The organism is Gilvibacter sp., assembly GCF_013214815.1.
In the GTDB taxonomy this organism is placed as follows: Bacteria; Bacteroidota; Bacteroidia; order Flavobacteriales; family Flavobacteriaceae; genus Gilvibacter.
In genome coordinates, this window is the sequence record NZ_JABSPU010000002.1 from 22956 (window position 1) to 49282 (window position 26327).

Annotated in this window: 25 protein-coding genes; 9 read left to right on the forward strand and 16 right to left on the reverse strand. The window is 42.9% G+C overall.

From position 1 onward, the window contains the following. Window positions 1-46: 46 nt before the first annotated feature. The 3 genes from HRT75_RS00590 to HRT75_RS00600 are packed head-to-tail and all read left to right on the forward strand — an operon-like array spanning window position 47 to window position 2536. Complete coding sequence (locus HRT75_RS00590) at window positions 47-274, forward strand: FeoA family protein (protein WP_291181986.1); 228 nt, start codon at window positions 47-49, stop codon at window positions 272-274. Then, window positions 274-2370, forward strand: coding sequence for a ferrous iron transport protein B (gene feoB / locus HRT75_RS00595; RefSeq protein ID WP_291181988.1), 2097 nt, complete (start codon window positions 274-276; stop codon window positions 2368-2370). Before HRT75_RS00590 ends, feoB begins: the two co-directional genes overlap by 1 nt. 1 nt (window position 2371) lies before the next feature. After that, window positions 2372-2536 (forward strand): FeoB-associated Cys-rich membrane protein, encoded by a 165-nt coding sequence (locus HRT75_RS00600; protein WP_291181989.1) that lies wholly within the window; start codon window positions 2372-2374, stop codon window positions 2534-2536. Here the strand turns inward: HRT75_RS00600 and HRT75_RS00605 are convergent. Genes HRT75_RS00605 through HRT75_RS00630 form a run of 6 tightly spaced genes read right to left on the reverse strand, consistent with a single transcriptional unit; the run spans window position 2530 to window position 7544 of the window. Continuing rightward, window positions 2530-2913: a hypothetical protein gene (locus HRT75_RS00605; protein WP_291181990.1), complete on the reverse strand. Its 384-nt coding sequence runs from the start codon at window positions 2911-2913 to the stop codon at window positions 2530-2532. The genes HRT75_RS00600 and HRT75_RS00605 overlap by 7 nt on opposite strands. 56 nt (window positions 2914-2969) lie before the next feature. Next, on the reverse strand, window positions 2970-4130 hold the full coding sequence (locus HRT75_RS00610) for a metal ABC transporter permease (protein ID WP_291181992.1): 1161 nt from the start codon (window positions 4128-4130) through the stop codon (window positions 2970-2972). Then, on the reverse strand, window positions 4127-5239 hold the full coding sequence (locus tag HRT75_RS00615) for an iron chelate uptake ABC transporter family permease subunit (protein WP_291181993.1): 1113 nt from the start codon (window positions 5237-5239) through the stop codon (window positions 4127-4129). Before HRT75_RS00615 ends, HRT75_RS00610 begins: the two co-directional genes overlap by 4 nt. After that, complete coding sequence (locus HRT75_RS00620; RefSeq protein WP_291181995.1) at window positions 5236-5970, reverse strand: metal ABC transporter ATP-binding protein; 735 nt, start codon at window positions 5968-5970, stop codon at window positions 5236-5238. Before HRT75_RS00620 ends, HRT75_RS00615 begins: the two co-directional genes overlap by 4 nt. After that, the gene (locus HRT75_RS00625; RefSeq protein ID WP_291181997.1) at window positions 5970-6878 is read right to left on the reverse strand and encodes a zinc ABC transporter substrate-binding protein; all 909 of its coding nucleotides are present in this window, start codon (window positions 6876-6878) and stop codon (window positions 5970-5972) included. The genes HRT75_RS00620 and HRT75_RS00625 overlap by 1 nt, the downstream gene beginning before the upstream one ends. 6 nt (window positions 6879-6884) lie before the next feature. Continuing rightward, window positions 6885-7544 (reverse strand): metal-dependent transcriptional regulator, encoded by a 660-nt coding sequence (locus HRT75_RS00630; protein ID WP_291181999.1) that lies wholly within the window; start codon window positions 7542-7544, stop codon window positions 6885-6887. A 121-nt stretch (window positions 7545-7665) separates the two neighbouring features. Between HRT75_RS00630 and HRT75_RS00635 the strand changes: the two genes are divergently transcribed. From HRT75_RS00635 to HRT75_RS00645, 3 genes are all read left to right on the forward strand, one after another. Beyond that, on the forward strand, window positions 7666-10032 hold the full coding sequence (locus HRT75_RS00635) for a TonB-dependent receptor (protein ID WP_291182001.1): 2367 nt from the start codon (window positions 7666-7668) through the stop codon (window positions 10030-10032). A 3-nt stretch (window positions 10033-10035) separates the two neighbouring features. Then, window positions 10036-10518: a thioredoxin family protein gene (locus HRT75_RS00640; protein ID WP_291182003.1), complete on the forward strand. Its 483-nt coding sequence runs from the start codon at window positions 10036-10038 to the stop codon at window positions 10516-10518. A gap of 275 nt (window positions 10519-10793) precedes the next feature. Then, window positions 10794-11408: a hypothetical protein gene (locus HRT75_RS00645; protein WP_291182005.1), complete on the forward strand. Its 615-nt coding sequence runs from the start codon at window positions 10794-10796 to the stop codon at window positions 11406-11408. Between the two features lie 49 nt (window positions 11409-11457). Here the strand turns inward: HRT75_RS00645 and HRT75_RS00650 are convergent, their stop codons facing one another. Next, the gene (locus HRT75_RS00650; protein WP_291182006.1) at window positions 11458-12204 is read right to left on the reverse strand and encodes a TerB family tellurite resistance protein; all 747 of its coding nucleotides are present in this window, start codon (window positions 12202-12204) and stop codon (window positions 11458-11460) included. Between the two features lie 136 nt (window positions 12205-12340). Here HRT75_RS00650 and HRT75_RS00655 point away from each other — a divergent pair, with 136 nt between their 5' ends. From HRT75_RS00655 to HRT75_RS00665, 3 genes are all read left to right on the forward strand, one after another. Beyond that, on the forward strand, window positions 12341-12751 hold the full coding sequence (locus HRT75_RS00655) for a BrxA/BrxB family bacilliredoxin (RefSeq protein WP_272830709.1): 411 nt from the start codon (window positions 12341-12343) through the stop codon (window positions 12749-12751). Between the two features lie 64 nt (window positions 12752-12815). Continuing rightward, window positions 12816-13556, forward strand: coding sequence for a lysophospholipid acyltransferase family protein (locus tag HRT75_RS00660; RefSeq protein WP_291182008.1), 741 nt, complete (start codon window positions 12816-12818; stop codon window positions 13554-13556). Further along, a complete protein-coding gene (locus tag HRT75_RS00665) occupies window positions 13543-14199 on the forward strand; it encodes an HD domain-containing protein (RefSeq protein WP_291182009.1) in 657 nt (218 codons plus the stop codon). The genes HRT75_RS00660 and HRT75_RS00665 overlap by 14 nt, the downstream gene beginning before the upstream one ends. Here HRT75_RS00665 and HRT75_RS00670 read toward each other — a convergent pair whose 3' ends face one another. From HRT75_RS00670 to HRT75_RS00710, 9 genes are all read right to left on the reverse strand, one after another. Continuing rightward, a complete protein-coding gene (locus HRT75_RS00670) occupies window positions 14200-16206 on the reverse strand; it encodes a hypothetical protein (RefSeq protein WP_291182011.1) in 2007 nt (668 codons plus the stop codon). Window positions 16207-16316: 110 nt separating this feature from the next. After that, the gene (locus HRT75_RS00675) at window positions 16317-18296 is read right to left on the reverse strand and encodes a hypothetical protein (protein ID WP_291182012.1); all 1980 of its coding nucleotides are present in this window, start codon (window positions 18294-18296) and stop codon (window positions 16317-16319) included. A 91-nt stretch (window positions 18297-18387) separates the two neighbouring features. After that, window positions 18388-21423, reverse strand: a complete 3036-nt coding sequence (locus HRT75_RS00680; protein ID WP_291182014.1) for a carboxypeptidase-like regulatory domain-containing protein — start codon at window positions 21421-21423, stop codon at window positions 18388-18390. 102 nt (window positions 21424-21525) lie between these two features. Then, window positions 21526-22596: a PA0069 family radical SAM protein gene (locus HRT75_RS00685; protein WP_291182016.1), complete on the reverse strand. Its 1071-nt coding sequence runs from the start codon at window positions 22594-22596 to the stop codon at window positions 21526-21528. An 80-nt stretch (window positions 22597-22676) separates the two neighbouring features. Next, entirely contained in the window at window positions 22677-23102 is a 426-nt protein-coding gene (locus HRT75_RS00690; RefSeq protein WP_291182018.1) for a hypothetical protein, read from the reverse strand. 9 nt (window positions 23103-23111) lie between these two features. Then, window positions 23112-23429 carry a hypothetical protein gene (locus tag HRT75_RS00695; protein WP_291182020.1) on the reverse strand — a complete coding sequence of 106 codons (318 nt, stop codon included), beginning with the start codon at window positions 23427-23429 and terminating at the stop codon, window positions 23112-23114. A 63-nt stretch (window positions 23430-23492) separates the two neighbouring features. Beyond that, the gene (locus HRT75_RS00700; RefSeq protein ID WP_291182021.1) at window positions 23493-24275 is read right to left on the reverse strand and encodes an enoyl-CoA hydratase-related protein; all 783 of its coding nucleotides are present in this window, start codon (window positions 24273-24275) and stop codon (window positions 23493-23495) included. A gap of 14 nt (window positions 24276-24289) precedes the next feature. Continuing rightward, window positions 24290-25699 carry an ATP-binding protein gene (locus tag HRT75_RS00705; RefSeq protein ID WP_291182103.1) on the reverse strand — a complete coding sequence of 470 codons (1410 nt, stop codon included), beginning with the start codon at window positions 25697-25699 and terminating at the stop codon, window positions 24290-24292. 87 nt (window positions 25700-25786) lie between these two features. Next, a complete protein-coding gene (locus HRT75_RS00710; RefSeq protein ID WP_291182022.1) occupies window positions 25787-26326 on the reverse strand; it encodes a CopD family protein in 540 nt (179 codons plus the stop codon). Between the last annotated feature and the right edge of the window lies 1 nt (window position 26327).

Genomic DNA, 26327 nt, shown 5'->3' on the forward strand with positions numbered 1-26327 from the left:
GTATATGTGGTATTTTTGTTGTTTAAAATCAATCTAAATAAGCGTAATGCCCACCATTGCTCATCTCAATCGCGGTCAAAAGGGAATCATCAAGGATTTTCCTATTGATACGGTTCCGCTTAAGCTTTTGGAAATGGGCTGCCTTCCTGGCATGGAAGTAGAACTTGTTCAGTTAGCGCCATTTAGCGATCCGCTTTACCTCAACATCAACGGTAGCCACTTGGCTATCCGCAGAGAAACAGCGCTTCAAATAGAAATCGATCTGCTGAGCTAATGGCCAAACAATTCAATGTTGCGCTCATTGGGAATCCCAATACCGGAAAGACGTCTGTCTTCAACCAGCTTACTGGTCTCAATCAGAAAGTAGGGAACTATCCGGGAATTACTGTAGAAAAGAAAGAAGGAACCTGCAAACTTTCCAGAGGTGTAAAAGCCCATGTTCTGGACTTGCCGGGAACCTACAGCCTCAATGCTTCTTCTTTGGATGAGAATGTGGTCATTGAGCTTTTGCTTAACAAAAATGACAAGGATTTTCCAGATGTAGCTGTTGTAGTTGCAGATGTGGAAAACCTCAAAAGAAACTTACTGCTCTATACGCAGATCAAGGATCTGGGCATCCCAACCATTCTGGCCATCAATATGGCCGACCGAATGAAGCGCAAAGCCATTTCTCTGGATATTCCAAAACTGGAAAAAGCGCTAAAGACCAAAATTGCACTGATCAGTTCTAGAAAGAATCAAGGCTTTGATGAGCTTAAGGAACTCATTTTAAACTACAGGGAACTTTCTACAAAACCCTGCATGGACGCATTGACTTTTGCTCCGGAGTATTTTGATCGCCTCAAAAAAGCCTTCCCCAACCAAGATCTGTACAAGTTGTGGTTGGTGATTACGCAGGATGTCAATTTTGGAAAGGTTGAACGCGACAACTCAGACTTGATCGCGACCTTTAAAACAGAGTCTGAAAGCAACCTCAAAAGAATGCAACAGCGCGAGACCATTAAGCGCTATCAGTTCATCAATGAAGTACTCAAAGAGGTTCTCGTTGTAGATAAAGCCAATGCCAAGGATCTGCGAAGCAGAATGGACCGAATTTTGACGCATCGCATATGGGGGTACGGAATCTTCTTGGCGATACTTGCCGTTATATTTCAGACGATATTTGAGTGGGCGAGCTATCCTATGGATTTCATTGATGAGAGTTTCAGTTCCTTAAGTGAATGGATTAAAACCAGTATGCCTGCCGGAGATTTTACCAATTTGCTGGCCGAAGGAATTGTTTCCGGACTGGGAGGGGTAGTGATCTTTATCCCGCAGATCGCCTTTTTGTTTTTATTCATATCGATCTTGGAAGAGAGTGGCTATATGAGCCGCGTAGTCTTCCTTTTAGACCGTAGTATGCGTCGTTTTGGACTTAGCGGAAAAAGTGTGGTTCCTTTAGTATCAGGAACAGCATGTGCTATTCCTGCCGTTATGGCTACAAGAAATATCGAGAATTGGAAAGAACGTTTGATCACTATTTTGGTAACACCCCTTACCACCTGCTCTGCCCGATTGCCTGTATATGTGATCATCATTGCGCTGGTGATTCCGGATGAGAAACTCTGGGGTATATTCAACTATCAAGGCCTGACCTTGTTAGGCTTGTATATCCTAGGATTTGCGGCGGCTATTGGATCTGCCTATGTGTTGGATAAGATCCTTAAAATGCGATCCAAGAGCTTTTTCGTGATTGAAATGCCTAATTACAAGGTCCCAATGCCACGTAATGTACTCACCACTGTTTTTGAAAAGACCAAAACCTTTGTAGTTGATGCCGGTAAGATCATTTTAGCCATTTCTATTGTGCTTTGGGTGTTAGCTTCCTATGGTCCTGGCGACTTTAATAAGGCCGAAGAGATCGTGATGCAGGAGAACATCAATAATGGTCTCACGGAACAAGAACTCGAGGCAGAGATTGCCTCATTTAAGCTGGAAAACTCCTATATCGGAATCATGGGTAAAGCCATAGAACCAGCCGTTAAACCCTTGGGTTACGATTGGAAAATCGGCGTTGCTATCATCAGTAGTTTTGCTGCTAGAGAGGTATTTGTCGGTACGTTAGCCACAATTTACAGTGTGGGAAGTGAGGAAGAAGAGCCAATAAGAGATCGAATGGCTGCGGAGGTTGACAGCATGGGTAAACCTATTTACAATTTTGCCAGTGGAATCTCATTGTTATTCTTTTATGCCTTTGCTATGCAATGTATGAGTACCCTAGCTGTTGTGAAAAAAGAGACGAACTCCTGGAAGTGGCCGATGTGGCAACTCTTTGTAATGTCAGTAATTGCGTATATTACAGCATTAATAAGCTATCAAATCTTAAAATAAGATGATTCAAAAAACACTTGTGCTTATTGTCTTTGCTTTTGCAGCAGGTTTCTTGCTGAAGAAGTTTGTGTGGAATCCCATTTTTGAATCCAGAAAAAAGACCACTGCCGGTACCTTAGACGGTGGCAAAACCAAATGCGGTGATAAAGACTGCGGTTGTCACTGATCTTGGTAGATCCACAATTCTAAACAGTATTCCCGATCCTCAAACTTCTGCGTAGATAGCGGATATGGCGTCAGTTTACCGACCATAACACGAAGTCCATTTTCCCGCTCCAAAACGGTAGGGTGAATTAAATGTTGTTCACTGGCATCCACTCGGATCTTTACAATTTGCTCCTCGCCCTCATTCACTATCAGCCCTACCTCAACATCTGCCCATCCGGCCATAACGCACTGTGCGTCGCTGGGGCAACGAGAATCCATCAAAACTTGTTTAAAGCTAAACTGCATGTCCATGGCCGAATCAGAATCTCCAACCTTGAGCTCCACTTTTTCTAAAGAATCCTCTTGAGCCATAGTCAATGTGGTACTAAGTAACATGAATAGGGTTGTAATCAATCTCATACACAAGTGTACTAAAAAATCGTGCCAAATCCCTATCCTCTAAATAGAAAGAAGTCTTTTTTGAGGTGTTCAATATGCTCGTCCTTATTGGTAATGATATACTCCAGGGCGAGATCTGTGAATTCCTTGCCTTTGTCAGTAAGGGAAACCAACTGATCCTCCACAGTGATCATATTGTTCTCTAAGGCGAGCTTAACCACCGCTTCTGAACGCACTTTCTGCCAATTGATGTGCTCATTGAGGTGGTTGATGTGTCTTTCTGATTCTTCTTGGTGATTATTCAGGTGAAGTAAAAAGGTCAGCAGCGATACCTCTATGCGCTGTTGCCGTTTTCTATAAAAGACCGCAATGATTCCCTTGTTGGGAGCGAACCAATAGACCAGTAAAAAGATAAATCCTAAAACTGCCGTAATGGAGCCAGCAATGGAAGCATCTAATAAATGAGCCAACCAATAACCTCCTATTGCAGCGCTAATTCCAAAAATAATGGAGAGCCAAAGCATCTTTTTGAGATCATGAGTAAGCAAATATGCGGTAGCAGCAGGTGCGATCATTAAAGCGACCACAAGAATTGCCCCTACGGCGTCAAAGGCGCCAACCACGGTAATTGAAGACACAGACATAAGCCCATAATGCAACACCATTGGTGAAAAGCCCAGTGCTGCCGATAGGCCAGCATCAAAAGTACTCACTTTTAATTCTTTAAAGAAAGCCCACAACAAACCCATGGTGATCAGTAAGATGATCCCCATCACCCATAAGGATTTTGGACCTAAATCCACGCCACCAATAAGCAAGCGATCAAAAGGCGCAAAGGCCAATTCACCAAGTAAAACGGCGTCCACATCCATATGCACATCGCTAGCATTGCGGGATATCATCAGCACTCCAATACTGAAAAGCGCAGGGAAAACTAATCCTATTGCAGTGTCTTCTTTTACGAGTCCTGTTTTTTGGATGAACTCAACAAGCACTACCGTGATCACTCCCATTAAGGCAGCCAAGAGTATCAACCAAGGCGAGTTTAGATCGTGAGTTAAAAAGAAACCAAGCACAATTCCCGGTAAAATGGAATGAGAGATGGCATCACTGATCAAAGCCATTTTGCGCAGTACCAAAAAGACTCCAGGAATGGCACAGGCTACGGCAACTACAGCAGCAATTAGTTGTATTTCTATCTGCGGTGTGCTCATGTTTGACTGTAAAGATTTTCGGCTTCCTCATAACCCAATGCGGTCATTGACCACATGGCTCCATTAAGGGTCACCCATTTTTTATCTACCATTTGCTGCAAGGTCTTTTTGGTAAAACCTTGAAAGTTATTCAAGATCTTCACGGCATGCGGGTGAGAAATGTCCTCATGCGTTTTAGCAATTGAATACATGAACTGCAAGGTCTTTTTAAGCTCCAGTTCGCGTCGGTTTTTCTGAAAGCGAATCTCTCTAAAGAGCAAACCTCTCCCTGGAGAGAACACAAAGGAGATCAGCACAAAAAAGGCCGCAACCAAAACGATCACCGGTCCTGTTGACAGATTGCTTTGAGTTGCAGAGATGGCCGTACCATAAACACCAGAGAACGCAGCAAAAAAGGCCGCTAAACCAAGCATTACAGTGAGGGTGTTGGTCCACTGTCTTGCCGCTGCCGCAGGCGCCAAAAGCATGGCACTCATAAGCACTACACCTACCGTTTGTAACCCGATCACAATGGCAATAACGATAAAAAAGGTGATCAGTGAATCGATAAAACGTGTATTAAAGCCCAAGGTCTTGGTGTAATCCGCATCAAACAGAAGCAACTTGAATTCCTTCCAAAACAGCAAGAGTATAAAGAGAGAAACTGCGGTTATGGCCACCATGATCCAAACGTCTTGCGCTACTAAGGTCGCTGCTTGTCCAAAGAGGTATTTGTCCAAGCCGGCTTGATTTGCGTTGGGAAGTTTTTGAATATAGGTCAGCAAGAGCATTCCCAAGCCGAAGAAAAGTGAAAGCACCAACCCAAGAGCAGTATCGGACTTTAAATGCGTATTCTTAACCATCCCCCGAATCCAAAAGGCACCCAAAAGTCCACTGATCAAAGCTCCAATGAGCAGTACATTGCTGTCTTTGGCTCCTGTAAAGAGAAAGGCTAAAGCAATTCCTGGAAGTGCGGCGTGAGAGATCGCATCGCCTAAAAGACTCTGCTTCCTAAGCACAGCAAAACTGCCTAACATGCCAGTAACAGCACCCAATACAGCAGTACCCAGCGTAATTACTCCGAGGGTATAATCCGTAAAAAGCAGTTCAAAATACTCTCCTAAACTCATTGTTGCAGACTCACTTTATAATTGATACCGTAGGTTTTGGTCAGGTTATCATCATTAAAGATCGTGGAGACGGGTCCTGTCGCAATTTTCTTGACGTTCAAAAAGGTCACCCAATCAAAGTATTCCGGGACCGTTTGCAGATCATGATGTACAACAATTACCGTCTTACCGGTTTTACGCAGCTCTTTTAAAATATTGACGATGGCCTTTTCTGTAGTGGCATCCACCCCTTGGAAGGGTTCGTCCATAAAATAGATGGCAGCATTTTGCACCAAGGCTCTGGCCAGGAATATACGCTGTTGTTGCCCTCCAGAAAGTTGAGAGATTTGTCTGTTCTTAAAAGGAAGCATTCCCACTTTTTCTAGGGCTTCCAAAGCCGCTTTCTTTTGAGCTTTTCCTGGGCGTTTTATCCAACCTAGGCTACCGTATGTTCCCATCATTACGACATCCAAAGCAGTAGTTGGGAAATCCCAATCCACACTTCCCTTTTGAGGCACATAAGCTACCAGCTGTCTTTGGTCTTCATAAGGTTTTCCGTAGATCCCAACACTTCCGGCAATAGGATCAATAATGCCCAAGATAGCTTTGATCAAAGTAGATTTACCGGCTCCATTGGGGCCAACGATCGCCATGAGTACTCCTTCAGGAATGGCCAAATCAATATCCCACAAAACAGGTTTGTAATTATAGGCTACCGTGAGATCATCAACACTTACCGCGATCTTTTCCATTACTTCAATCCTTTTACAATAGTATTCACATTGGACAAGAACATGCCAATGTATTGGCCTTCATCCGTACCGGCAGATCCTAACGCATCAGAGTAAAGTGTGCCACCGATTACCACTTCAAAATCCTTGGCTCGTACCGCTGCTTGCAAAGCTTCAATAGTTCTTTTGGGTACAGAACTCTCCACAAAGATGGCCTTGATCTGCTTCTCAATAATGAAATCTGCCAAGCGCTGTACATCCTGAACACCCGCTTCCGTGGCGGTGCTCAACCCTTGCAGTCCTATCACTTCAAATCCATAGGCCTGTCCAAAATAATTGAAGGCATCATGGGCAGTAACCAAATAGCGCTTCTCTTGGGGCAAACTACTAATGATCTGTTCCACGACATCTTTTAGGTTAGTCAGGTCTTCAATATAGGCTGCGTAATTGGCTTCATAATAGGCTTTGCTCTCAGGATCTAAGGCAACCAGCTCGTCTTTAAGCGCTGTGGCTATTCGGCGCCAAAAGGTAATATTGAACCAAACGTGCGGATCATAATTAGATGCAAAGTATTCCGATTCTAAAAGCACCAAGGGGTCTAAGGTCTCTGCCAGGGCAACAGTCTTGATATTCTGCGCTTGCATCTTTTCAAAGACCTCTCCCATCTTTCCTTCTAAATGAAGGCCGTTGTAGAGGATTAAATCTGCATTGTACAACTTAGACACGTCCCCTTCACTGGCCTTATAAAGGTGCGGATCAACTCCGCTACCCATAAGCCCTTGAACATCTATGGAGTCTTTCCCGATCTGACGCGCCAGATCACTGATCATTGTTGTAGTTGCAACAACGTTTGGTTTGGAGTCGACATCTTTAGCCGAATTACAAGAAACCAGTAAAAGCGCGGTGATTATAAATAAGATCTTATTCATGGTATTTTATTGGGCAGAAACATAAATGTTTTCGGCGATTTTTTTTGAAATGAAGTGTTTTTGATCGTCCACTTGAATCTGCATGGAATCATCAAACTCTTCCTTGCTCAAGACCGTGATATTACTGCCTATATTGATGTGTTTTTTGTCTAAAAATCTCAAAAACTCGCTACTAGAGTCTTTAACTCCAACACATAAGTATTTCTCATTCAAGTCACACTTAACAAGTAGTCTCTTTTGCGTTTGTTTGAAATTTCCGTGCTGATCAGGGATGGGATCTCCATGTGGATCGACACTTGGGTAATCAAGGAAGGCTTCCAATTTTGTCACCAATTCTTCTGATTTGATGTGTTCCAATTGTTCGGCTATATCGTGAACCTTATCCCAGGGAAAATCCAATTTATTCACCAAGAACACTTCCCAAAGTCTGTGTTTTCTGATAACCATGATTGCCGTGCTACGGCCAGACTCAGTCAGACTAACCCCTTGATACTTCACATAATTGACCAAATCTTTAGCCGCAAGTTTTTTGATCATATCAGTAACCGAGGATGCCTTGGTCTCCATAGCCTCAGCAATATCATTGGTAGACACTCCTCTAGATCCAGCTTGCTGCAAATGAAAGATTGCTTTGAGATAATTTTCTTCTGAACGACTGTATTTCATAAAGCAAAGATACGTTTTATTGGAAAACTCTGACTTTTTATTTAGCTTTGCCTAAAAATTGTTTTAGAAAAAGCAAAATGCGTCTTGTTTTACCGTTAACGGTGACTCAGACCGAGAATCTATGAAAATTCGATTTCGATATTTTTTGATGGCAGCATCCTTGGTGCTCACCAGTTTCTGCTCCATTGCGCAGAATACAACAATATATGGCCAGGTAAGCTCAGGGAAAGAGCCTGTAGCCTTTGCAACAATCTACATTCCAGACGCAAGTCTTGCTACAACAGCAGATGCAGATGGAAAGTACGAACTCAAAGTAATGGCAAGGTCCTATTCTGTCATCGCTAAATCACAAGGCTTTCTAAGTCAAACACAGAATATTACGGTCTCTCAAAACGATCGCATACAATTAGACTTTAGTTTAGTGGAAGATGCCCTAGGCTTAGAAGAGGTAGTTATTAGTGCCACAAGAAATCGTGTAGAACGCAAAAAGACGCCGGTAGTCGTATCGTCTATAAAACCTAGACTGCTAACTGCAACGCAGTCCATCACCTTAGCTGATGGACTCAATTATGCTCCTGGAATTCGCGTCGAAACCAATTGTCAAAATTGCGGATTTACTCAAGTACGTCTCAATGGACTTGATGGGGGATATACACAAATTCTGCTCAACAGCAGACCGGTTTTTACTTCATTAATTGGCGTTTATGGACTCGAGCAAATACCGACGAACATCATTGATCGTGTAGAAGTAGTGCGCAGCGGAGGGTCTGCCCTTTATGGCTCTAATGCCATTGCGGGTACGGTAAACGTGATCACCAAAGATCCTATTTTAAACTCTTGGGAAGTTGGGAGCAATCTCGCAGTTATTGATGGGGATGCGATTGACCGAAACTTTACCGCTAACGCGTCCATAGTTGCAGATGATCTTAGAAGCGGCGCCACTATATTCGGAACATCCAGAACTAGAGATTCCTATGATGCCAATGACGATGGTTTTACCGAGATTGTTGAACTCCGCAATACAACTATAGGAACAAAGGCCTATTTAAAGCCTAATGACCGCAGCAGAATTTCTATAAACCTCAATGCGATTAAAGAATATCGTAGAGGTGGGGATCGGCTAGAGCTGGCTCCTCAATTTACAGACATCACTGAGGAACTGGACCACGACACGTTTTTAGGAGGCCTAGACTACGAGATCAATAGTAAAGACAACACCAATAAATTTCAGATATACACCTCAGCTTCCTACACCAATAGAGACAGTTACTACGGAGGACTTGGTGGGGCCAGAACGGCACAGGATAGTATTACGGCAAACAATGCCTTTGGTACTACTACTGATTTGGCTTGGGTCAACGGTATTCAATTCACAAATTATCTCAAAAACAAGGATGTGCTCACTACTGGTGTTGAATACAATATAACCAGCACAGAAGATGTAATTCCGGGTTATAACCGTCTTATTGACCAAAGCGTTAATGCCTTAGGAGCATATGCTCAATATGAATGGAAGCCGTCCACCAGCTTCACCGCCCTTCTTGGAGCGCGATTGGACAATATAGTTGTGGATGGAAAATACAACGTGGGAGGCATCTCTCGCGGTGTTGATATAAGCCAAACGGCACTTTCACCGCGCCTAACACTTTCTTATTTAATAACGGAAGATTTGCGGATACGCGGAGGATACGCAAGAGGATTTAGAGCCCCACAAGCATTTAATGAAGACCTGCACATATCCAGCGTGGGTGGAGAACCTCAATTTGTAATTTTATCCAACGATCTGGAAGCCGAATTCTCCAATGCTTTTACTAGCTCTTTGAACTACTCAAAGACCATTAATCTCTTACAAATGGATTTCTTAGTGGAAGGTTTCTATACCGTATTAGAAGATCCCTTTACTTTGGTAAGTACTGGTGCGGCCTTAGAGAACGGTTCCATACTTGAAGAGGTTCGCAATGGTGAGAATGCCCGAGTATTTGGTGCCAATTTTGAATTTGGACTTTCTCCCAACCCAAAGTGGCGCTTTCAATTGGGCGGAACACTACAACGCACCCAATACGATGAGGATCAAATTTTGTATGAAAGCGACGGAAGTGCATCAGAAACCGATATTACAATCGACGAGTTTGTACGGGTTCCTAATTTCTACGGTTATTTAAATACAAGCTGGATTCCCAGTAAGAAATTCAATCTTGACCTGACCGGTACCTACACAGGTCCTATGACTGTTCCCCTGGTAATCAATGACAACGGATTTTTGCAACTCAATAAAGTTGACCCGTTTTTTGACTTGAACCTAAAATTGGAAAAACACTTAGATATCAGTGAAAACTTCATGATCACCTTCTCTGGAGGGATCCGAAACATATTCAATAGTTACCAAGACGATTTTGATAGCGGCCCACAGCGTGATTCCGATTATGTTTATGGCCCTAACCTCCCCCGTTCTATTTTCTTCGGAATTAAATTTGGGAAGTTTCACTAGCCGATGCAGTCCAGATTTTTGACATACCTGATCTTTTTATTCCTGTTTGCAAAAGTGGGAATGGCGCAACAACAGGAGAAAGTCCAGTGGCTTAGCTTTGAGCAATTGGAAGACTCCTTGGCGGTAAAAGCAAAAAAAGTCTATATAGACTTTTATGCCGATTGGTGTGTCTATTGCAAAAAAATGGATCGAGTTGCATATCGTGATCCTCAAGTAATAGATTTACTAAACCTAGAATACTACGCGGTTAAAATGAACGCAGATACCAAAGACACGATTATTTTTGGTGGGGATCAATTTATAAACGAACAAATTGGTAAGTCCAGAAGGCCCACGCATCAAATTCCATTGTTGCTCGCGTCAAGAGAGGGCCAACCTTTTTCGCTTCCGGCAATTGTAATTCTAAACGCAGAATTCAAGTTAGAAGAGCGTTTCTTTGAATATATGGATGCAAAACAACTTTTGAATTTCCTACAAGCGCACTAGTTCTTCCTACATATATAGCATCATACATTTTTTTGATCATTAAATACTCAAAACCCTCTTTTACTGTACTTTATATGATTTTTAGTATTGATTAAACTGGATTTTAAGCCGATTTCACGTATAAATTAGATCTCAATTCCTACAAATTCATCTACAAATAAGGGTCTGAAATCTAATCATTTGTGCATTTGAACGAATTTTCCTGCAAAGTGTCTGTTTTTTCTTACAGTTTCAAAATCACCTTCTATATTCGCCCCAGATTAATTAACAACAACATGAAAAAGCTAATCTTTATTGGGGCACTGTTAGCAGGATTTTTAACAAGCTGTTCAACAGAAACCGTAGACGAAAATCTGACACTAGACAACAACGCATCGTTTTCAGTTTCTTCCAAAACAGTCTTGAATGCTGGAACTGCAACAGGCACCACTACACCGGAGATTTGTTCTGTAGCTTACATTATGGCAGGACAAGATACGATTGCTGGAAAATTATTCATTCTTGCCGATTCTGATAATATCTACGTCACATATACTACAATCTCTAATTGGGTTATCGATGAAACGCACTTATTTATAGGACACCGCGATGATATCCCTGTAAATGGATCTGGCAACCCCCGTATTGGCCACTTCCCTTATAGTGCAAGTCACTACAATGACACAAATGAGGTTGTTTACACTATTCCTAAGAGCGCCGTACCTGATTGCTTTACCCTCGCAGCACACTCGGTTGTATCTAAAATCGACAGCAATGGAAACACCGTGGTTACAGAAACCGCTTGGACAGAAGGAACCAAAATTGGCGGTTCTAACTGGGCCATGGCCACAGACTATTGCATATCCGGTTGTCCAACCTCACCAGACAACGGACCTATTCGTAGAAGATAATAGCGTTTAATTGAAAAAGCCCGCTCGTTTTGATCGGGCTTTTTTGTTTTTAGAAACCGCGTTCTTGCTGGAGTTGTTCGTAGGCTTCTTGAACTTTTCTAAATTTATCTTCCGCACCTTTTTTATAGGCATCGTCCATGTGCTGCACCTTGTCTGGATGGTATTTCTTGGCCATGGTACGGTAAGCCTTTTTGATCTCAGAGTCTGAAGCAGTTTTTTCAATCTCCAAAATTTTATAGGCGCTATCTGCAGATTTAAAGAACATCGCTTTCACACTCTCAAAATCTGCCTGGCTGATTGCCAAATAACGCGCAATACGCCCAATCTCTTCTACTTCTGATTGATCCACACGTCCATCTGCATTGGCAACGCTGAACAGAAAGTGTAAGATCTGCAGTCTGGATTCGTAGCGCGTTTTTTGACGCATGAGTTTACAAATGTTCTCTGCGGAGATGGCTCGGTTCTTAATCACATCATTAAAGACCTTAAAGGCGGCATTGGCGCGTTGCTTGCCATAAGCCTGCACAAAGTACTGACGTACATAATTGAGCTCGTCCTCATTGACGCGACCGTCTGCACGGATCACCAACGAAGCCAAAGAAAGTAGGTTCAACTCAAAATCCGCTGGTGAGACCTGATCGGATTTGGGTTGATTAAAAACGCGTTTGTAAGGTTGCTTTTGAGATTTGCCTTTGTTGATCTCATCGATAAAACTACCAATGATAAAACCTATAACGGCTCCAAAGAATCGACCTCCAACAACCCAACCTAATACGGCTCCAGCCCATCGAAACATAATCGTGTAAAATAAAGATTAAAAATGCGACTAAAGATAACCAATTCACCTCGTGTGAGCGGCCACTCAGTCGCTAATACTAGTACAAAATTGGTTATCTTTGCAGTTAAATTGTTACACAAAAACAAGAAAAATTATGTATCCACCAGAATTAGTACAGCCCATGCGTGAAGACCTAACGGTTGCTGGGTTTTCTGAATTATATACTGCTGACGAGGTTCAGCAAGCACTTAATCAAGAAGGAACTACCCTAGTTGTAGTGAATTCTGTATGCGGATGTGCTGCAGCAAATGCACGTCCTGGAGCAAAGCACGCCTTAAATAACGGGAAAACACCAGATCATTTGGTGACTGTTTTTGCCGGAGTTGATACTGAGGCTGTAAACGCTGTACGCGAGCGCATGATTCCATTCCCTCCAAGCTCTCCTTCTATGGGCTTGTTTAAAGACGGAGAATTGGTTCATATGCTAGAGCGCCATCACATTGAAGGTCGTCCAGCAGACATGATTGCAGAGAACCTTATGGACGCTTTTAACGAATACTGTTAAGCTCCGCTCAACAAAAAATAAGACCACGTTTTTAAACGTGGTTTTTTTATGACTAATTTTGGGCATGGCCAAACTGCTATCTTATCCCATATCGGCAATTTATTATCTGGTTTTTGGACTGACCTTAGTGATCTTCCATCCGATCCAGTGGATCGCTTTGCGTGTTTTTGGCTATAAAGCACACAAAGTCACTGTAGATTGGTTGCAATTCTGGCTAATGGCGGGAACCGGCATTTTGGGAACACGATACAGCTTCAAGAATCCGCATAAATCCAAAATAGGTACCGACAGACCTTTGATCTTGGTGTGTAATCACCAAAGCCTGTATGATATTCCGCCGCTTATCTGGCATTTCAGAAAAAACCATGTGAAATTCATCAGCAAGAAATCCTTAGGGAAAGGAATACCATCAGTATCTTTTAATCTAAGACATGGTGGTAGCGTACTAATTGATCGTAAGAATGCTGCGCAAGCAGTGGCCGCTATTGCCAATTTTGGAGAGTATATTGAAAGCAACAAACGTGCAGCGGTGATCTTTCCAGAGGGAACCCGTAGCCGTACTGGACAACCCAAGCCCTTTCAGTCTAAAGGGCTATTGACACTTTTTGAAAAGATCCCATCAGCCCTTATTGTTCCTGTGAGCATCAACAATTCTTGGAAGCTTTGGCGTTACGGTTCTTTCCCATTAGGTCTGGGAACTCATGTTCGCTTTACCGTACACGATCCGATTTTATTAGAATCCGTTGAAGACCGCTCAGCTCTGATAGGCCAACTTGAGAAAACTGTTCACGATGCCATTAAGTAGCGCCCTCATTGACAATACCATTGCCTTTGTCAAAGAAGAACTGGCTCAGGCAGAAGGTGGTCATGATTGGTTTCATATTGAGCGCGTTTACAAAACAGCTATGCGCCTAGCGAAAGAGGAGCAAGCAGAAGTACAAACAGTCGCTTTGGCAGCTTTGCTTCACGATATCGCTGACGCTAAGTTTCACGGCGGAGACGAATCCCTAGGGCCTAAAAAAGCTGCTGAATTCTTAGGAACCCAAAAGGTTGACCCGGCTCAGATAGACTCCGTAGTAAAGATCATTGAACATATGTCGTTCAAAAACTCCTTTGAAAAAAATAGCTATGACAGTCTAGAATTACGCGTGGTCAGAGATGCTGACCGTCTTGATGCCATTGGAGCTATTGGAATTGCACGCGCCTTCAATTACGGTGGATTTAAAAACCGAGCACTATACGATCCGCAAATAGAACCTCAGCTTAATATGACCAAAGAGCAGTACAAAAAGAGTACAGCTCCTACCATCAACCACTTTTACGAGAAGCTATTGCTGCTCCAAGATATGATGCATACCAAAACCGGCCGCCAAATGGCAGCCGGCAGGCATAAATTTATGGAAGCTTACCTTTCCCAGTTCTACGGGGAATGGGAAGGTGAGCGCTAATTAGTACTTCAGATCTTTAAGTGTGATCTTCTTGTCCAAGTCAGACAGGTTGATCGTTCCCACTTCTTTGGTCTCCTGTGGAGTCGCATAGTTTCTGTAGATTGTATACTTCAAATAAGTTGGGTTGATGGAAGCCATTGGATTGAGTGACTCCAAGTTGATCAACCACTGTCCAGGCTCAGCATCATCGATCTCAAACTGCTGAATTGCATAACCTCCTTTATAAGCCATTTTCATAGCCTCTAAGTTATCAAAGCGCGTTTGCTTGTGGGTAAAGAACTTCCCAGCTGGACTTACAAATTGCAGGTCAAACTCCGCAGCTGGATCATTCCACTCAAAGACAATACGAATGTCTTTTTTGTAACCTACGTTGAGCAAACGGTTTGGCAAAGTTTCATAAGCCACCTTGTCCTTGTAGTTGGACAATAGCTGACGCATTTCGGCTTCAGCTACTCCTTGAATTCCAGTGAAATCTAAAGACGGATTGTTGTTGTCTAAGATGAACTTATAGAGTGAAAAAGCCTTAGCATATTCTCCAGTCTCTTTATACATATACGCAAGATCTCTGTAACTCTGCGCATCGTTTGGATTGAGCACTGCAATGCGTTGGAAAACCGACTTAGCACCGTTGAGATCGCCTAGCTCTTGCAAGCGGTATCCAAGGCTTTTTAATGCCTTTGGATTGTTTGGAGCCTCTTCAAGGATACGAGATGCCACCTTCATGGCAAACTCCTTGTTCCACTTTTCAAAATACTTGGAAGCATTCAAATAGTACTCTACTCCGTAAGCATTGGCCAAAGAGCTTTGTTGTTTGTAAATGTCCTGAGCCTCATCAAAACTACTGGCCTGCTGCAGCTGATTGATATATTCACTTTTGACCATATCATCCATAGCCAAAATACCTTCTGAATAATCGTTGTTTGTCGCTTTAAGCGCTTCTAACTTTTCTTCTGGAGTTGGATACTTTCCTTGCGCAGTTGCAAAGGTTTTGGTCTCAATGATGATCACACCACTGCGGCCTAGGGATCCGTAGCGAACACTACCAACCACTCCAGGAATGGTAGTCACGCTGTGAATGTTCTGTACGTCAATTAATGGCACCTGATTGATCCCTTGCTCGTAGATCATATCGTCAATTACAATGATAGGTAAGGTACTTTGAGTCACAGAAGTTCCCAGAGAACGATTAAATGCATAGATCGGGTTTGGACCGAAGATATCAGACACAATAATTCCAGGCATTTTGTTCAGAATTTGGCCTAAAACCACATAGCTCGGTAAGATCTGCTCTTCTGTAATTTGAGAAGCAGAGAAACCTAAGGCATCAAAGTCTTTAGTTCCGTAAGCTGTATTGATGGTACGCGAACCTACTTTGTTCTCGCGCTCTTTACGCGCTCTTAGTTCTACTTCTTCAAGCAATTCCCCATCCGTCTCTAAGTTGATCTCTAGAGCTTCTGCCTTAGCTACAAGCTCTGCAGGATAGGTGGTCAAATAATCCACACGTAAAACATCTCCAGGCAAAGCTTCAATGGTAAAGCGACCCATATAATCGGTCTTAACTTCATTGTAGCTTCCTTTTACACGCACTACTGCGCCTTGTACTGGCGCTCCTTCTGAAAGGACCACCCCGCTAATTCCATTAACCTCAGCTTTGTCCTTTACAGTTTCAGCGCTGATCGCCTCGTTATACGGATTCAAAAACAGAATATTATTGGCTTCCATCAAGTTGTAAAAGCGCTCCATGCTCATCACCTTTGGTGCGTATCCTATGGCTGAGATCTCAATTTGATCTGCGGATGAGATCTGTTCTTCAACGATTTCCAGCTTAAAGCTTCCATCTGCTTGAGTCACTGTTCCGTAATTGCGATCAACGATATTGATATTCACAAACTCAACAGGTTGTTGGGTTTTGCCATCTAAAACGTAAGCGTCAACATAGATGACATTCATTTGTGCAAAGAGCGGAAAGCTCATAAAAACGAGTAGTAGTGTAATGATCTTTTTCATAGGTATACATGTTTTAAGGTTATTGGGTTACAAGCCAGAAGCGTAGGTGTCTTCTGGCGTGTATACCCAGACCCCTCAGGGTCAATGCAATAAATCGCAGCGTGGTCGGCTTAGTAGCGCAACTGCTTAATGGTCACTTTCTGATTCAAATCAGACAGATTCACCATCCCTGTTTCTTGGGTCTGGTTACTCTTGCCGTAGTTTGTGTAAATGGTATACTTCAAATATACCGGGTTGATAGAGGCCTCACCAGCTAGTGATTCCACATTGATCAACCAGTTTCCGCGAACGCTGTCGTCAATCTCAAACTGCTCAATGGAATATCCTTTGGTGTATTCGTCTTCCATTTGTTCCAAATTGTCAAAACGCGTGTGCTTATAGGTGAAGTATTTTTTGCTCGGATCTACAAATTGAATGTCAAACTCTGCTGCAGGATCGTTCCATTCAAATACAATTCGCATGTCACGCTTGTAATCTGTTTGCAACAAGTTATTTGGCAGATCCTTGTAATAAACCTTGTCTTTGTGGTTGGCCAAAAGTTCGCGCAATTCTGCTTCTGCGACTCCTTGGATTCCACTAAAATCAACGCCAGGAGTTTGATTGGCTAAGATTCGCTTGTAGAGCGCGAAGGACTTGGTGTACTCTCCAGTTTCCTTGTAAATATAGGCTAGATCTCTAAAGCTCTGTGCATCGTTAGGATTGAGCAGCGCTAATCTTTGGTAGGCAGCTTTAGCTCCTTCCAAGTCTCCCATATCTTCTAAACGATAGGCCAGGGTTTTTAAAGCTTTGTCATTCTTGGGTGCGATGTTTAGGATTTCCTGAGCTACCTGAGCAGCGTACTCCATATTCCACTTTTCAAAGTATTCTGAAGCCTCTACAAAGAAGTCAATTCCGTAAGCACTTCCGCTAGCTAATGACCTTTGTTGATTGTAAATAGACTTAGCAGCTTCAAAAGAATTGGCTTGTCTCAAGCGAGCAACATAGTCACTCACAGGAAGGTCTTCTAGCATTACTAAACTTTGGTTGTAGTTGTTTCCAGTAACCAAAGCAGTTTCTTCTTTCTCTCCTGGCTTATAATCACCTTGCGCAGACGCATAGGTTTTTGTTCTGATGATGATCACACCATTGCGTCCTAGAGTTCCATAACGCACAGAACCAACAATTCCAGGAATTACCGTAATGCTGTAAACATTATTGATATCCACCAATCCGTTTACTCCCAAGGGACCAATTTGATCCGGACCGTAAACCATATCGTCAATAACAATGGCACGACCATTACTCAAGTTAATGGAGGTTGGGTTTACAACACCAACAGTTGGTAGTCTCAACAAAGCTTGCTCAAAGGTCAAAGCGCCTTCAGAGATCTCATCGGCAGTGATCTGAGCCGCTCGGTAACCCAATCGGTCAAATTTCTTTTTGCCGTAAGCCGTTTCAATGTTTCTATCACTTAAGAACTCTCTTTTCTCAGACTTTAAAGTGACTTGTTCTAGGAGTTGACCGTCTACGGTCAAATCAATATTCATGCTCGATTGAGCACTCACCTCTTTAGGAAGCGTGGTCAAATAATCCACCTGAAGAACATCTCCAGAAAGTGCGTCGATCTGGAACTTCCCGTCTGCATCGGTTTTCACTTGCTTGTAGGATCCCTTAACGCGAATGGTCGCTCCTTGAACAGGAACTCCTTCTGCAAGGACAACTCCAGCAACCCCTTTAGCACGACTGCCCTGATTGGTGGCCTTAATTGTTTCCTGACTGATCACCTCATTATAAGGATTCAAGTAGAGGACATTATTCTTTTCCATAAGGTTATACAGACGCTCCATACTCATGGTTTTAGGAGCATAGCCCAAGGCTACCAATTTGATCTGATCTTGTGGTCCGACTTGATCTTCAATGATCTCAAGTCTAAATTTTCCATCTGCTGTTGTTACCGTACCGAGGTCTCGGTCCAAGACATTGATGTTTACAAATTCTATGGGTCGTTGTGTCGATCCATCCAAGACATAGGCGTCTATGGTCACCACATTCATCTGAGCTACCGCCGGTAGCGTCAGAATCGCTAATAAAAATGATAAAACTGTTTTCATAATAGCAACTTTAAAAGTTATCACTGCATGCACAACTAACTGATATCTAAGATACAACGCAAACCACTAAAAAAGTAATCCCCGATAGAAATTAACGTTTGTTTGTGAAGCGGTCAAGTACCACTTTTGCAGGCAGTTCCGCCAAATTAACCACCTTGGTTCTCTGAGATTCAAAAGGCGTCCCATAATTGAGATATAAGGTGTATTTAAGGTAGGCCGGATTGGCAGCATTAGGCGCTCCAATGTTTCTTAGATTGAACTGCCAGATCCCAGGAGCATCTTCTGCGATCTCAAAAGATTTGGTATAAACTCCAGACTTCCTAAATCGAACCATTTCTTCAGGATTTGAAAAACTGTCAAAACTCCAGTTGTAAAACTTCCCTTGTGGGTTGACAAATTGCATCTCGAATTCTGCTAAAGGGTCATTCCAACTCACTTCAACGCGTATTTTCTGAGAAAATTCATCGTCTTCCAACCAGGTAGGAAGATCATCAGTATTGAGCTGATCCCGATGCGAATTCAAAAGACGCTTCATCTCAAAAGTGGCATCCTGAGCGAGCTCTTGATAGTCCACGCCGTCCGTTTGATTGGCAAGGATCTGCTTGAAATTCTCAAAGGCTTCCTCATAAGCCCCAGCGCGTACTTGCGCTTTGGCCAGATCATAAAGACTTTGGGCTTCATAAGGTCTTAATTGATGAATGGTCTGATAAACTTCCATAGCGCGCTTAGATTGCATTTGCTGTTCCAAAACAAAGGCATAGGTCTTTAAGATCTTGGCATTGTTGGGAGCCAAAACCGCTAGATTGGAAAACAATCGTTTCGCAAATCGACCATCGACTTGTCTAAAGTAGTTACCGCTATTGACCAAAAAAGGTACATTGAGCATACTCTTTTGCCCCTTAAAATCTCTATAAAGCGCTTTCGAATCTTCTGTATTTTCCGCGTTCTTGTAACGGACCACATAATTCGGATCTTGAATAACAGCCTCCAATCGCGGCAGGTCTTCTGCAAAATCATTGCCCTTAACCAGAGCCGTATTGGTCTCTTTAGGCGTGTCAAAACGCATAGAACTGTTCTCTGTTTTGATCACAATAGCCCCATAAGCGCCTAATGAACCGTATCTGTTGGAGGCAACAACGGATTTCAGCGCCACAATGCTTTCAATGGTTTGCGGATCTATAGGCGGTAAAAGCTGATCCAAGGGCGCCTGACCTTGCTGATAGGTGATTCCATCTACAACAATTATTGGGCTGGTATCAAGGGTGACTGAACCTGTGGTTAAACGCGCAAAGGTATAACGCTTCTCATCGCCAATCCCTGTTACCAATACACCGGGTAATTTAACGACCAATTGATCTAAGTTTAAATGCTGCGGACCTATGTCTTTCCGAGTAACTTGTTGCAGGTCATATCCAACTGCATCTACATTGCGCTCACCAAAGGGTGTATCCACTGTAGTCGCCTCTGAGGCAGCAGCGGCTTGCACCACAACCTCATCCAACAATTGTCCATCGGTCTCCATAATCAGGTCTAATTCTCCCAATTGATCAAGGACCAAACGCAAGGGCTTCATCCCTAAATGATCAACCGTGATTATATCGCCTATATCCGCATCGATATAAAAAGATCCATCACCACGGCTAACCGTTGATTCAAAACTGCCCAATACTTTGATAAACGCACCGGGTAATGGACCTGCTTCATTACTAATGCGCCCAAATATGTCACCGGACTGCCCAGCAACACCTCGAGGCGCATAACGCAAATTATCATTGAGGTCATAGGTGAGGTAGCGCATAGCTTGATCCATATTCATTCGGGCTAAATTGATATAGTGCCCGCCACTCAATCTACACACATCTTTCAAAGCGGCATCTGCTGCTGTTTCATTGCTATTCACAGCAAAGAGCGGAACCTCGTATCGTTCGGTAAGTTGGCTGGTGGCACTCAATCCGTTGGTAAATAAGAGTGCTGCATCGGCCTTAGACCCAATATCTTCTTGCAAGACTTTAAAGTCGGAGTCCCCATCGTAATTAGTGTCGAGCAGAAAATCTTCTAACTCATCCCAAGACTTTCTCGCCCTTTCAAAGCGTTGCTTCTCTCGGTATCCCATGGCAAACTTCACCACGGTGATATCGGCGTCTTTTTGCTTTTTAATGAAGTTCTTGAGTAGTTCCAGTTCTTCAGTAAAGTTGCGCTCAGAAGAGGCCGCAGAAGCGTCCCAATAAAGCAGCATCGTGTTGACTTCTTCTCGTTTGAGTTCCTTGGAGATTCCAGAGCTTTTAGGTCTGGAGGTATCCAACCAAAAGCCCATACCTATATAATCTGCTCGATCAAAATCGCCTTGGCTAACCAAACGCAAATAAGAGGTTCCCCGATCAAATGATCCAAAAAGTGCCAACCCAATCTTTTTTCCATAAATCTCCACCAATTCCAGACTTACTACGATGTCCTCATCCACAATAATATTATAAGGTTTGAGATCAATGGTCTCTACTCCGTAATCCTTAGAAATGATGTGATAGATGGGTTTAGCTAAGATGTTTTTGCCGGGATATTTATTTCGGTAATCATAAACATTGACCCGTATACGCAAACTGTCGGAGAGGTTTTCGGAGATCTTGAAGCTCAAATTTAAAAGCTTAGTGCGCTCTCTTTTTATTCTGATTCGCGTTGCGATCTCTCCACCAAGGCCTTTTTTATCTTTCCAATACCCAATGGTTTTGTTGTCCAAATTTTCAAAGCCGATGGTCTCATACTTGCGCTCTTCGTTAGTAATGTTGACCACATCCAACTCATTTATGGCCGGCTTGAGATAGATCTTAGCGCGCTCTTCCCCGTATAACCCATGATACTTGCCCAAAGACAAATTCAAAGTCTCATATCCCAGAATGGAGAATTGCAAGCGGTCTGTAGGCTCCGCATCATTTGAAAAGTATGTAAAGCCGTAAAAGCCCGTTTCTTTGCTGATGGTACCAATTCCTTTAGATACGATCCCGACGTTTGCAAATTCTATAGGTTCTTTCGTCTCTGCATCATAAAGATATCCTTGCACAATCCATTCTTGCTGTCCGAGCAAGGAAAAACTGCACAAGAGCATTACCCATAAAACAAAGCGCATTTTCATAACAAGTCACATAAAACTCCCGCTTGGGATTTATATAAATTTACGACTCAATTAACGCTTTAAAGGTAAATTCCAATAAAAAGTTACTATAATTTACATAAATCAATCAAACAATTTGAGTTGATTTTCATACGGATTTGTAAATAGATCCGTGCGGAGTTTAGGTTTTTCTGCAGCGGGGAAATACTGCTTTTTTGCCAGCGCAATCAGATCATTAATTTGTGCTGCAATGGCTCCCTGGCCACGCATACGGGTTCCAAATTCAGAACTGTTGACTTGCCCACCGTGACAATCTGCAATTTGGTTCAAAATACGGTCGGCTCTATCGGGAAGGGCGGCTTTTAACCAAGCAGAAAAGATCTGCTCCAATTGTCCATTCAGTCTAACGATGGTATGACCAATTCTAAGTGCTCCAGCATCTGCAACTGTTTTGGCTAAGGGCAGAATTTCATGAGAATTCAGGGATGGAATTATTGGCGCCATCATAACCATTACAGGGATATTGTTAGCCGCTAAGGTCTCTACAGTTTGCAAACGCTTCTTGATGGTTGCCGTTCTGGGTTCCAACAGCCTGCGCGTTTTTTCAGATAGGGAGGTGATGGAGATCACCACTTGAACCAAGTTATGCGCGGCCAACTCTTTAAGTAGATCCAGGTCTCTAAGCACCAAAGAATTTTTGGTTATGATCCCAACTGGATGTTTCCAGTCTAGCAAAACCTGCAAGCATTTGCGCGTTAATTCAAATTTCTTTTCTGCGGGTTGATAGCAATCTGTATTACCAGAAAGTACAATTGGGTTCGGCTCCCATTTTTTACTCTTGAGTTTTTTGATGAGCAATTCTGGAGCATTCTTCTTGACCATGATCACGCGCTCAAAATCCAATCCCGCACCGTAACCCCAATACTCATGAGAGTTTCTTGCATAACAGTAGACACAGCCATGCTCACAACCTTGATAGGGATTCGCAGAGAATTGCATCCCCACGTCAGGGCTGGTCACAGGATTTACAAAACTTTTGGGATAAACGGTTAAATAGCGCGTTTTGTTGGATTCAAAGTCTTCCTGTTCCTTGCTGCAATACTCCAAAAAGTCATCCAGCCACTCGTGTTTTTCGGAGGCGAATTTATTGTGGACACGCTCTTGCGCGCCCCGACCTTTTAGATGTGTTTGCATGTACTTTAGTGGGAATTACTCCCACCAAAGTACAAACTAATTTGGAATATTTCCAAATATTAGGATTATTTCCTAAAAGTCTATCGGTATGTATAAGTCAACACGTAAGCTGAAGCTCCGTCATCTGTAGAATCGATGGTCACTGTAGACGAGGTTGGGTAATCGTCATCGTTGTAAACGTGATTGATGCTCATAGTCACCACAACAGCACCACTCTCATCGCGAATTACCATCCCATTTGGATTGTTAAGCGGATAAAGCATACGCGCCAAAACGATCTCCGCAGGATCCGGAATCATGGAAAAGCTGAGTTCCGTTTGGTCCAAAACCTCAATAATTCCAGCGGCTTGCAAGGTGTAAAATGTTGGGTTAGGCTCGCTGTCATAGGTGATGGTAGCTTCATAGAAGGTCAAAGTGCCGTCAAACTCTTCTTCCACTAATGAAAGTACAGAAGGGTTGTTGTTAGAATCGTAGCTCAAAACCTCACCAATCTCAAAAGCATCCAAAGGCGCCTCTTAGAGTTCCATAATATTTAAAGCATCTCCAGAACCTGTCACTTGACTCAAGGCTCCACCTTCATAAGAGAAAATCGCAGTATCTGTTCCGTCATTGACTGAGGTTACAGAATTATCCGAAGCATAGTTGACCGTAATGTTGCGGTCTGCCTCGGAAGGATCGTTACTTTCCACAGTAACTTGAGCAATCAAATTTTGGGCAACATCTCCGCCGTTAGCATCTTCAAACATATCAGAAACAGAGTCATCGCTATCACAAGAGGAAAAACCAATTAAGACAGCAGTAAGCATAAATAGGGCAACATTAATCTTTTTCAAGAGCAATTAAAATTTAGTAGTTAATAAAAAATGAAGTATGTAAACGGGCGCAATCTTTTCCGCCTATTTTCCTGGGAAGAGTGCCTTGCGTTTCTCTAAAAAAGCCTGAGTGCCTTCTTTGAAGTCTGCAGTACCAAAACACTTACCAAACTCGGTGATCTCGGTGTCGTAGCCGTTCTCTCCAGCTTCGTAATTGGAGTTAATGGCAGTTATTGCATCGGCAATCGCAACAGAAGAGTTCGTCATGATCTTTCCGGCGATCTCGTGACATTTTGGAATGAGATCTTCTTGACTGGTCACGTGATTTACCAAACCGTATTCTAAGGCTTTGTCTGCCTTGATCATTCCAGCGGTCATGATCATTTCCATAGCACGACCTTTACCGACCAATTGCGGCAAGCGTTGCGTACCTCCATAACCTGGAATCACCCCTAAAGAAACCTCTGGCAAGCCCATGCGTGCGTTGTCACTGGCCAATCTAAAATGTGCAGCCATAGCCAATTCCAACCCACCACCTAAGGCAAATCCATTAACAGCGGCAATTACTGGAGTTGATAAATTAGCAACAAAGTCAAAAAGACGTGCCTGCCCACTGCTAGCCAATTTCTCTCCTTCTGAGACAGAAAAATCAGCAAACTCGGCAATATCCGCTCCAGCAACAAAGGCTTTCTCTCCAGAACCTGTCACAATGATCACCTTAACCTGCTCATCCTGATCTGCTGCCTTGAAGGCTTCATGCAGCTCAGAGATGGTCTCTGTATTCAGAGCGTTAAGTTTTGAAGGACGATTCACGGTAATGGTACAAACGCCATTAGCCGATTCAGATAGCACATTGTTGTAAGTCATGATTGTTTGGTTTTTTAGGTCAGTTTTGGAAAACGAACTTCGAAGGTGGTTCCAACACCTTCTTCACTGGTAAAATTAATACTTCCGCCGTAGGTTTCCACAATATTTTTTACCATTGCGAGTCCAAGTCCCATCCCACTGCTTTTGGTAGTAAATTTTGGCTCAAAAACGAGTTCTTTGTTCGCCTCAGAGATCCCAACACCATTGTCCTTCACACGAATCACTGCTGAATCTGCATCAGTTAAAACATGTACAAATATCTTAGGGTCCTCTTTATTGACCAAGGCCTGGGTAGAGTTCTTGACCAAATTGGTGATTACGCGGATCAGTTGCGTACGGTCAAACTTGGCGATCACCTCATTTTCATCAGCTTCAAAATAAATATAAGACTCGTTAAAGATGTCCAAAGCAAGCTTCGTGATCTTGACCACATTAAGCGTTTCATCTTTTTGCGCAGGCATTTTGGCATAAGTAGAAAAAGCAGAAGCAATAGAACTCATGGTATCGATCTGCTGAATGAGCGTGTTACTGTACTCTTTAACCTTCTCTTTGATGTCTGGGTCGTTGGGGTCAAACTTGCGCTCAAAACTTTGTACAGACAGTCTCATCGGCGTTAGCGGATTCTTGATCTCGTGAGCAACCTGCTTGGCCATTTCACGCCATGCAGCCTCGCGTTCTCCAGCAGCCAATTTTGCCGCACTGATCTCCAGTTCATCAATCATGGCGTTATAAGATTCCACCAAATTGACGATCTCCGGACTGGTGTCATCAGTGACGATCTTTTCATTGCGAATTCCCAAGGAGGTCTCTGTCATTTTATCACTGATAGACTGCAGCGACTTGGTGATGTATTTGGAAAGGAAGAATGCCAGAAAGATCGCAATCCCCAACATCAATAAATACACTTGCGCCAAGCGGGTCAGAAACTCAACCAACTCCCGGCTGATAAAGTCATCTTCCTCTATGTAGGGAAGATTCAAGATAGCAATGGGCTTGAATTTGTTGTCAGTGATATAGGAATAAGACGAGCGAAAGCTCTTGCCTTCCTCGGTAAATTTTTGGACGTATTTTTTGGTGGAGGAGTTCTGCAAACCACTGAGCATATCCTGTGGAATTTGCACTCGAGTGGTATCGCGCATCAAAGATGCTTTGGAACTTTTGAGCAACTTCCCATCCAGATCATAGATATACAATTCCAGATTGTGGATGTCTTTGATCTCATAGATCTTAGTGCGAAAAATCAGCGAAAGATTCTCGGTCTCCACTGGATAAGTCGTTGTTTTAAGCACATAGTTGATGCTGGACTTTATGGCCGATTCCTTACGTTCTAGACGTTCAGTGTGGTAGTCTTTGGCCTCCTCACTATACTGATAAATAGAAACCGCGGCAATGAGCACGGAGGCTGCAATCACCAAGAGCAACATGGAAAGAAATATCCGTGTTCTTAAGCTAAGTTTCACCGGGTTTGAAAGTTTTTAATGTCCGTTCAAACTACAAATATTAGACCAGAATTATTCTTTTTCTGCTCGATATCTTTTGTAGGCCTTGAATCCGAGCATCAAAATTAGCGCAAAGACTATAATTCCTAAAGTGCCGTAGATCCAGTTGATCGCATTTTTAAGGATCACCAAAAAGACCACCGCAAAGAGGATCAAGGTGGCACCCTCATTGAACAAACGCATAAAGTTAGAGCTGTACTTTACTTTATCAGCTTGTAAATCCTTATAGATCAAATGACATTTAATGTGATAAGCGATGAGCGCTACCACAAAAGCTAATTTAACCTGCATCCATGCATCGGTAATGTAAAACGGGCGCAACGCTAAGAGCCAAATGGCAAAGCCCGTAGCTAAAAACATGGACGGCCAAGTGATGATAAACCAAAGTCTTTTGGCCATGATCTTTAGCTGATCTCCAAGAATGGTCTTGTCTGGCTCTGGCTTTTGAGAAGCCTCTATCTGATACACAAACAAGCGCACTATATAAAAGAGCCCAGCAAACCAGGTGATCACAAAGATCAAGTGAAGGGATTTGATGTAATTATACTCCATA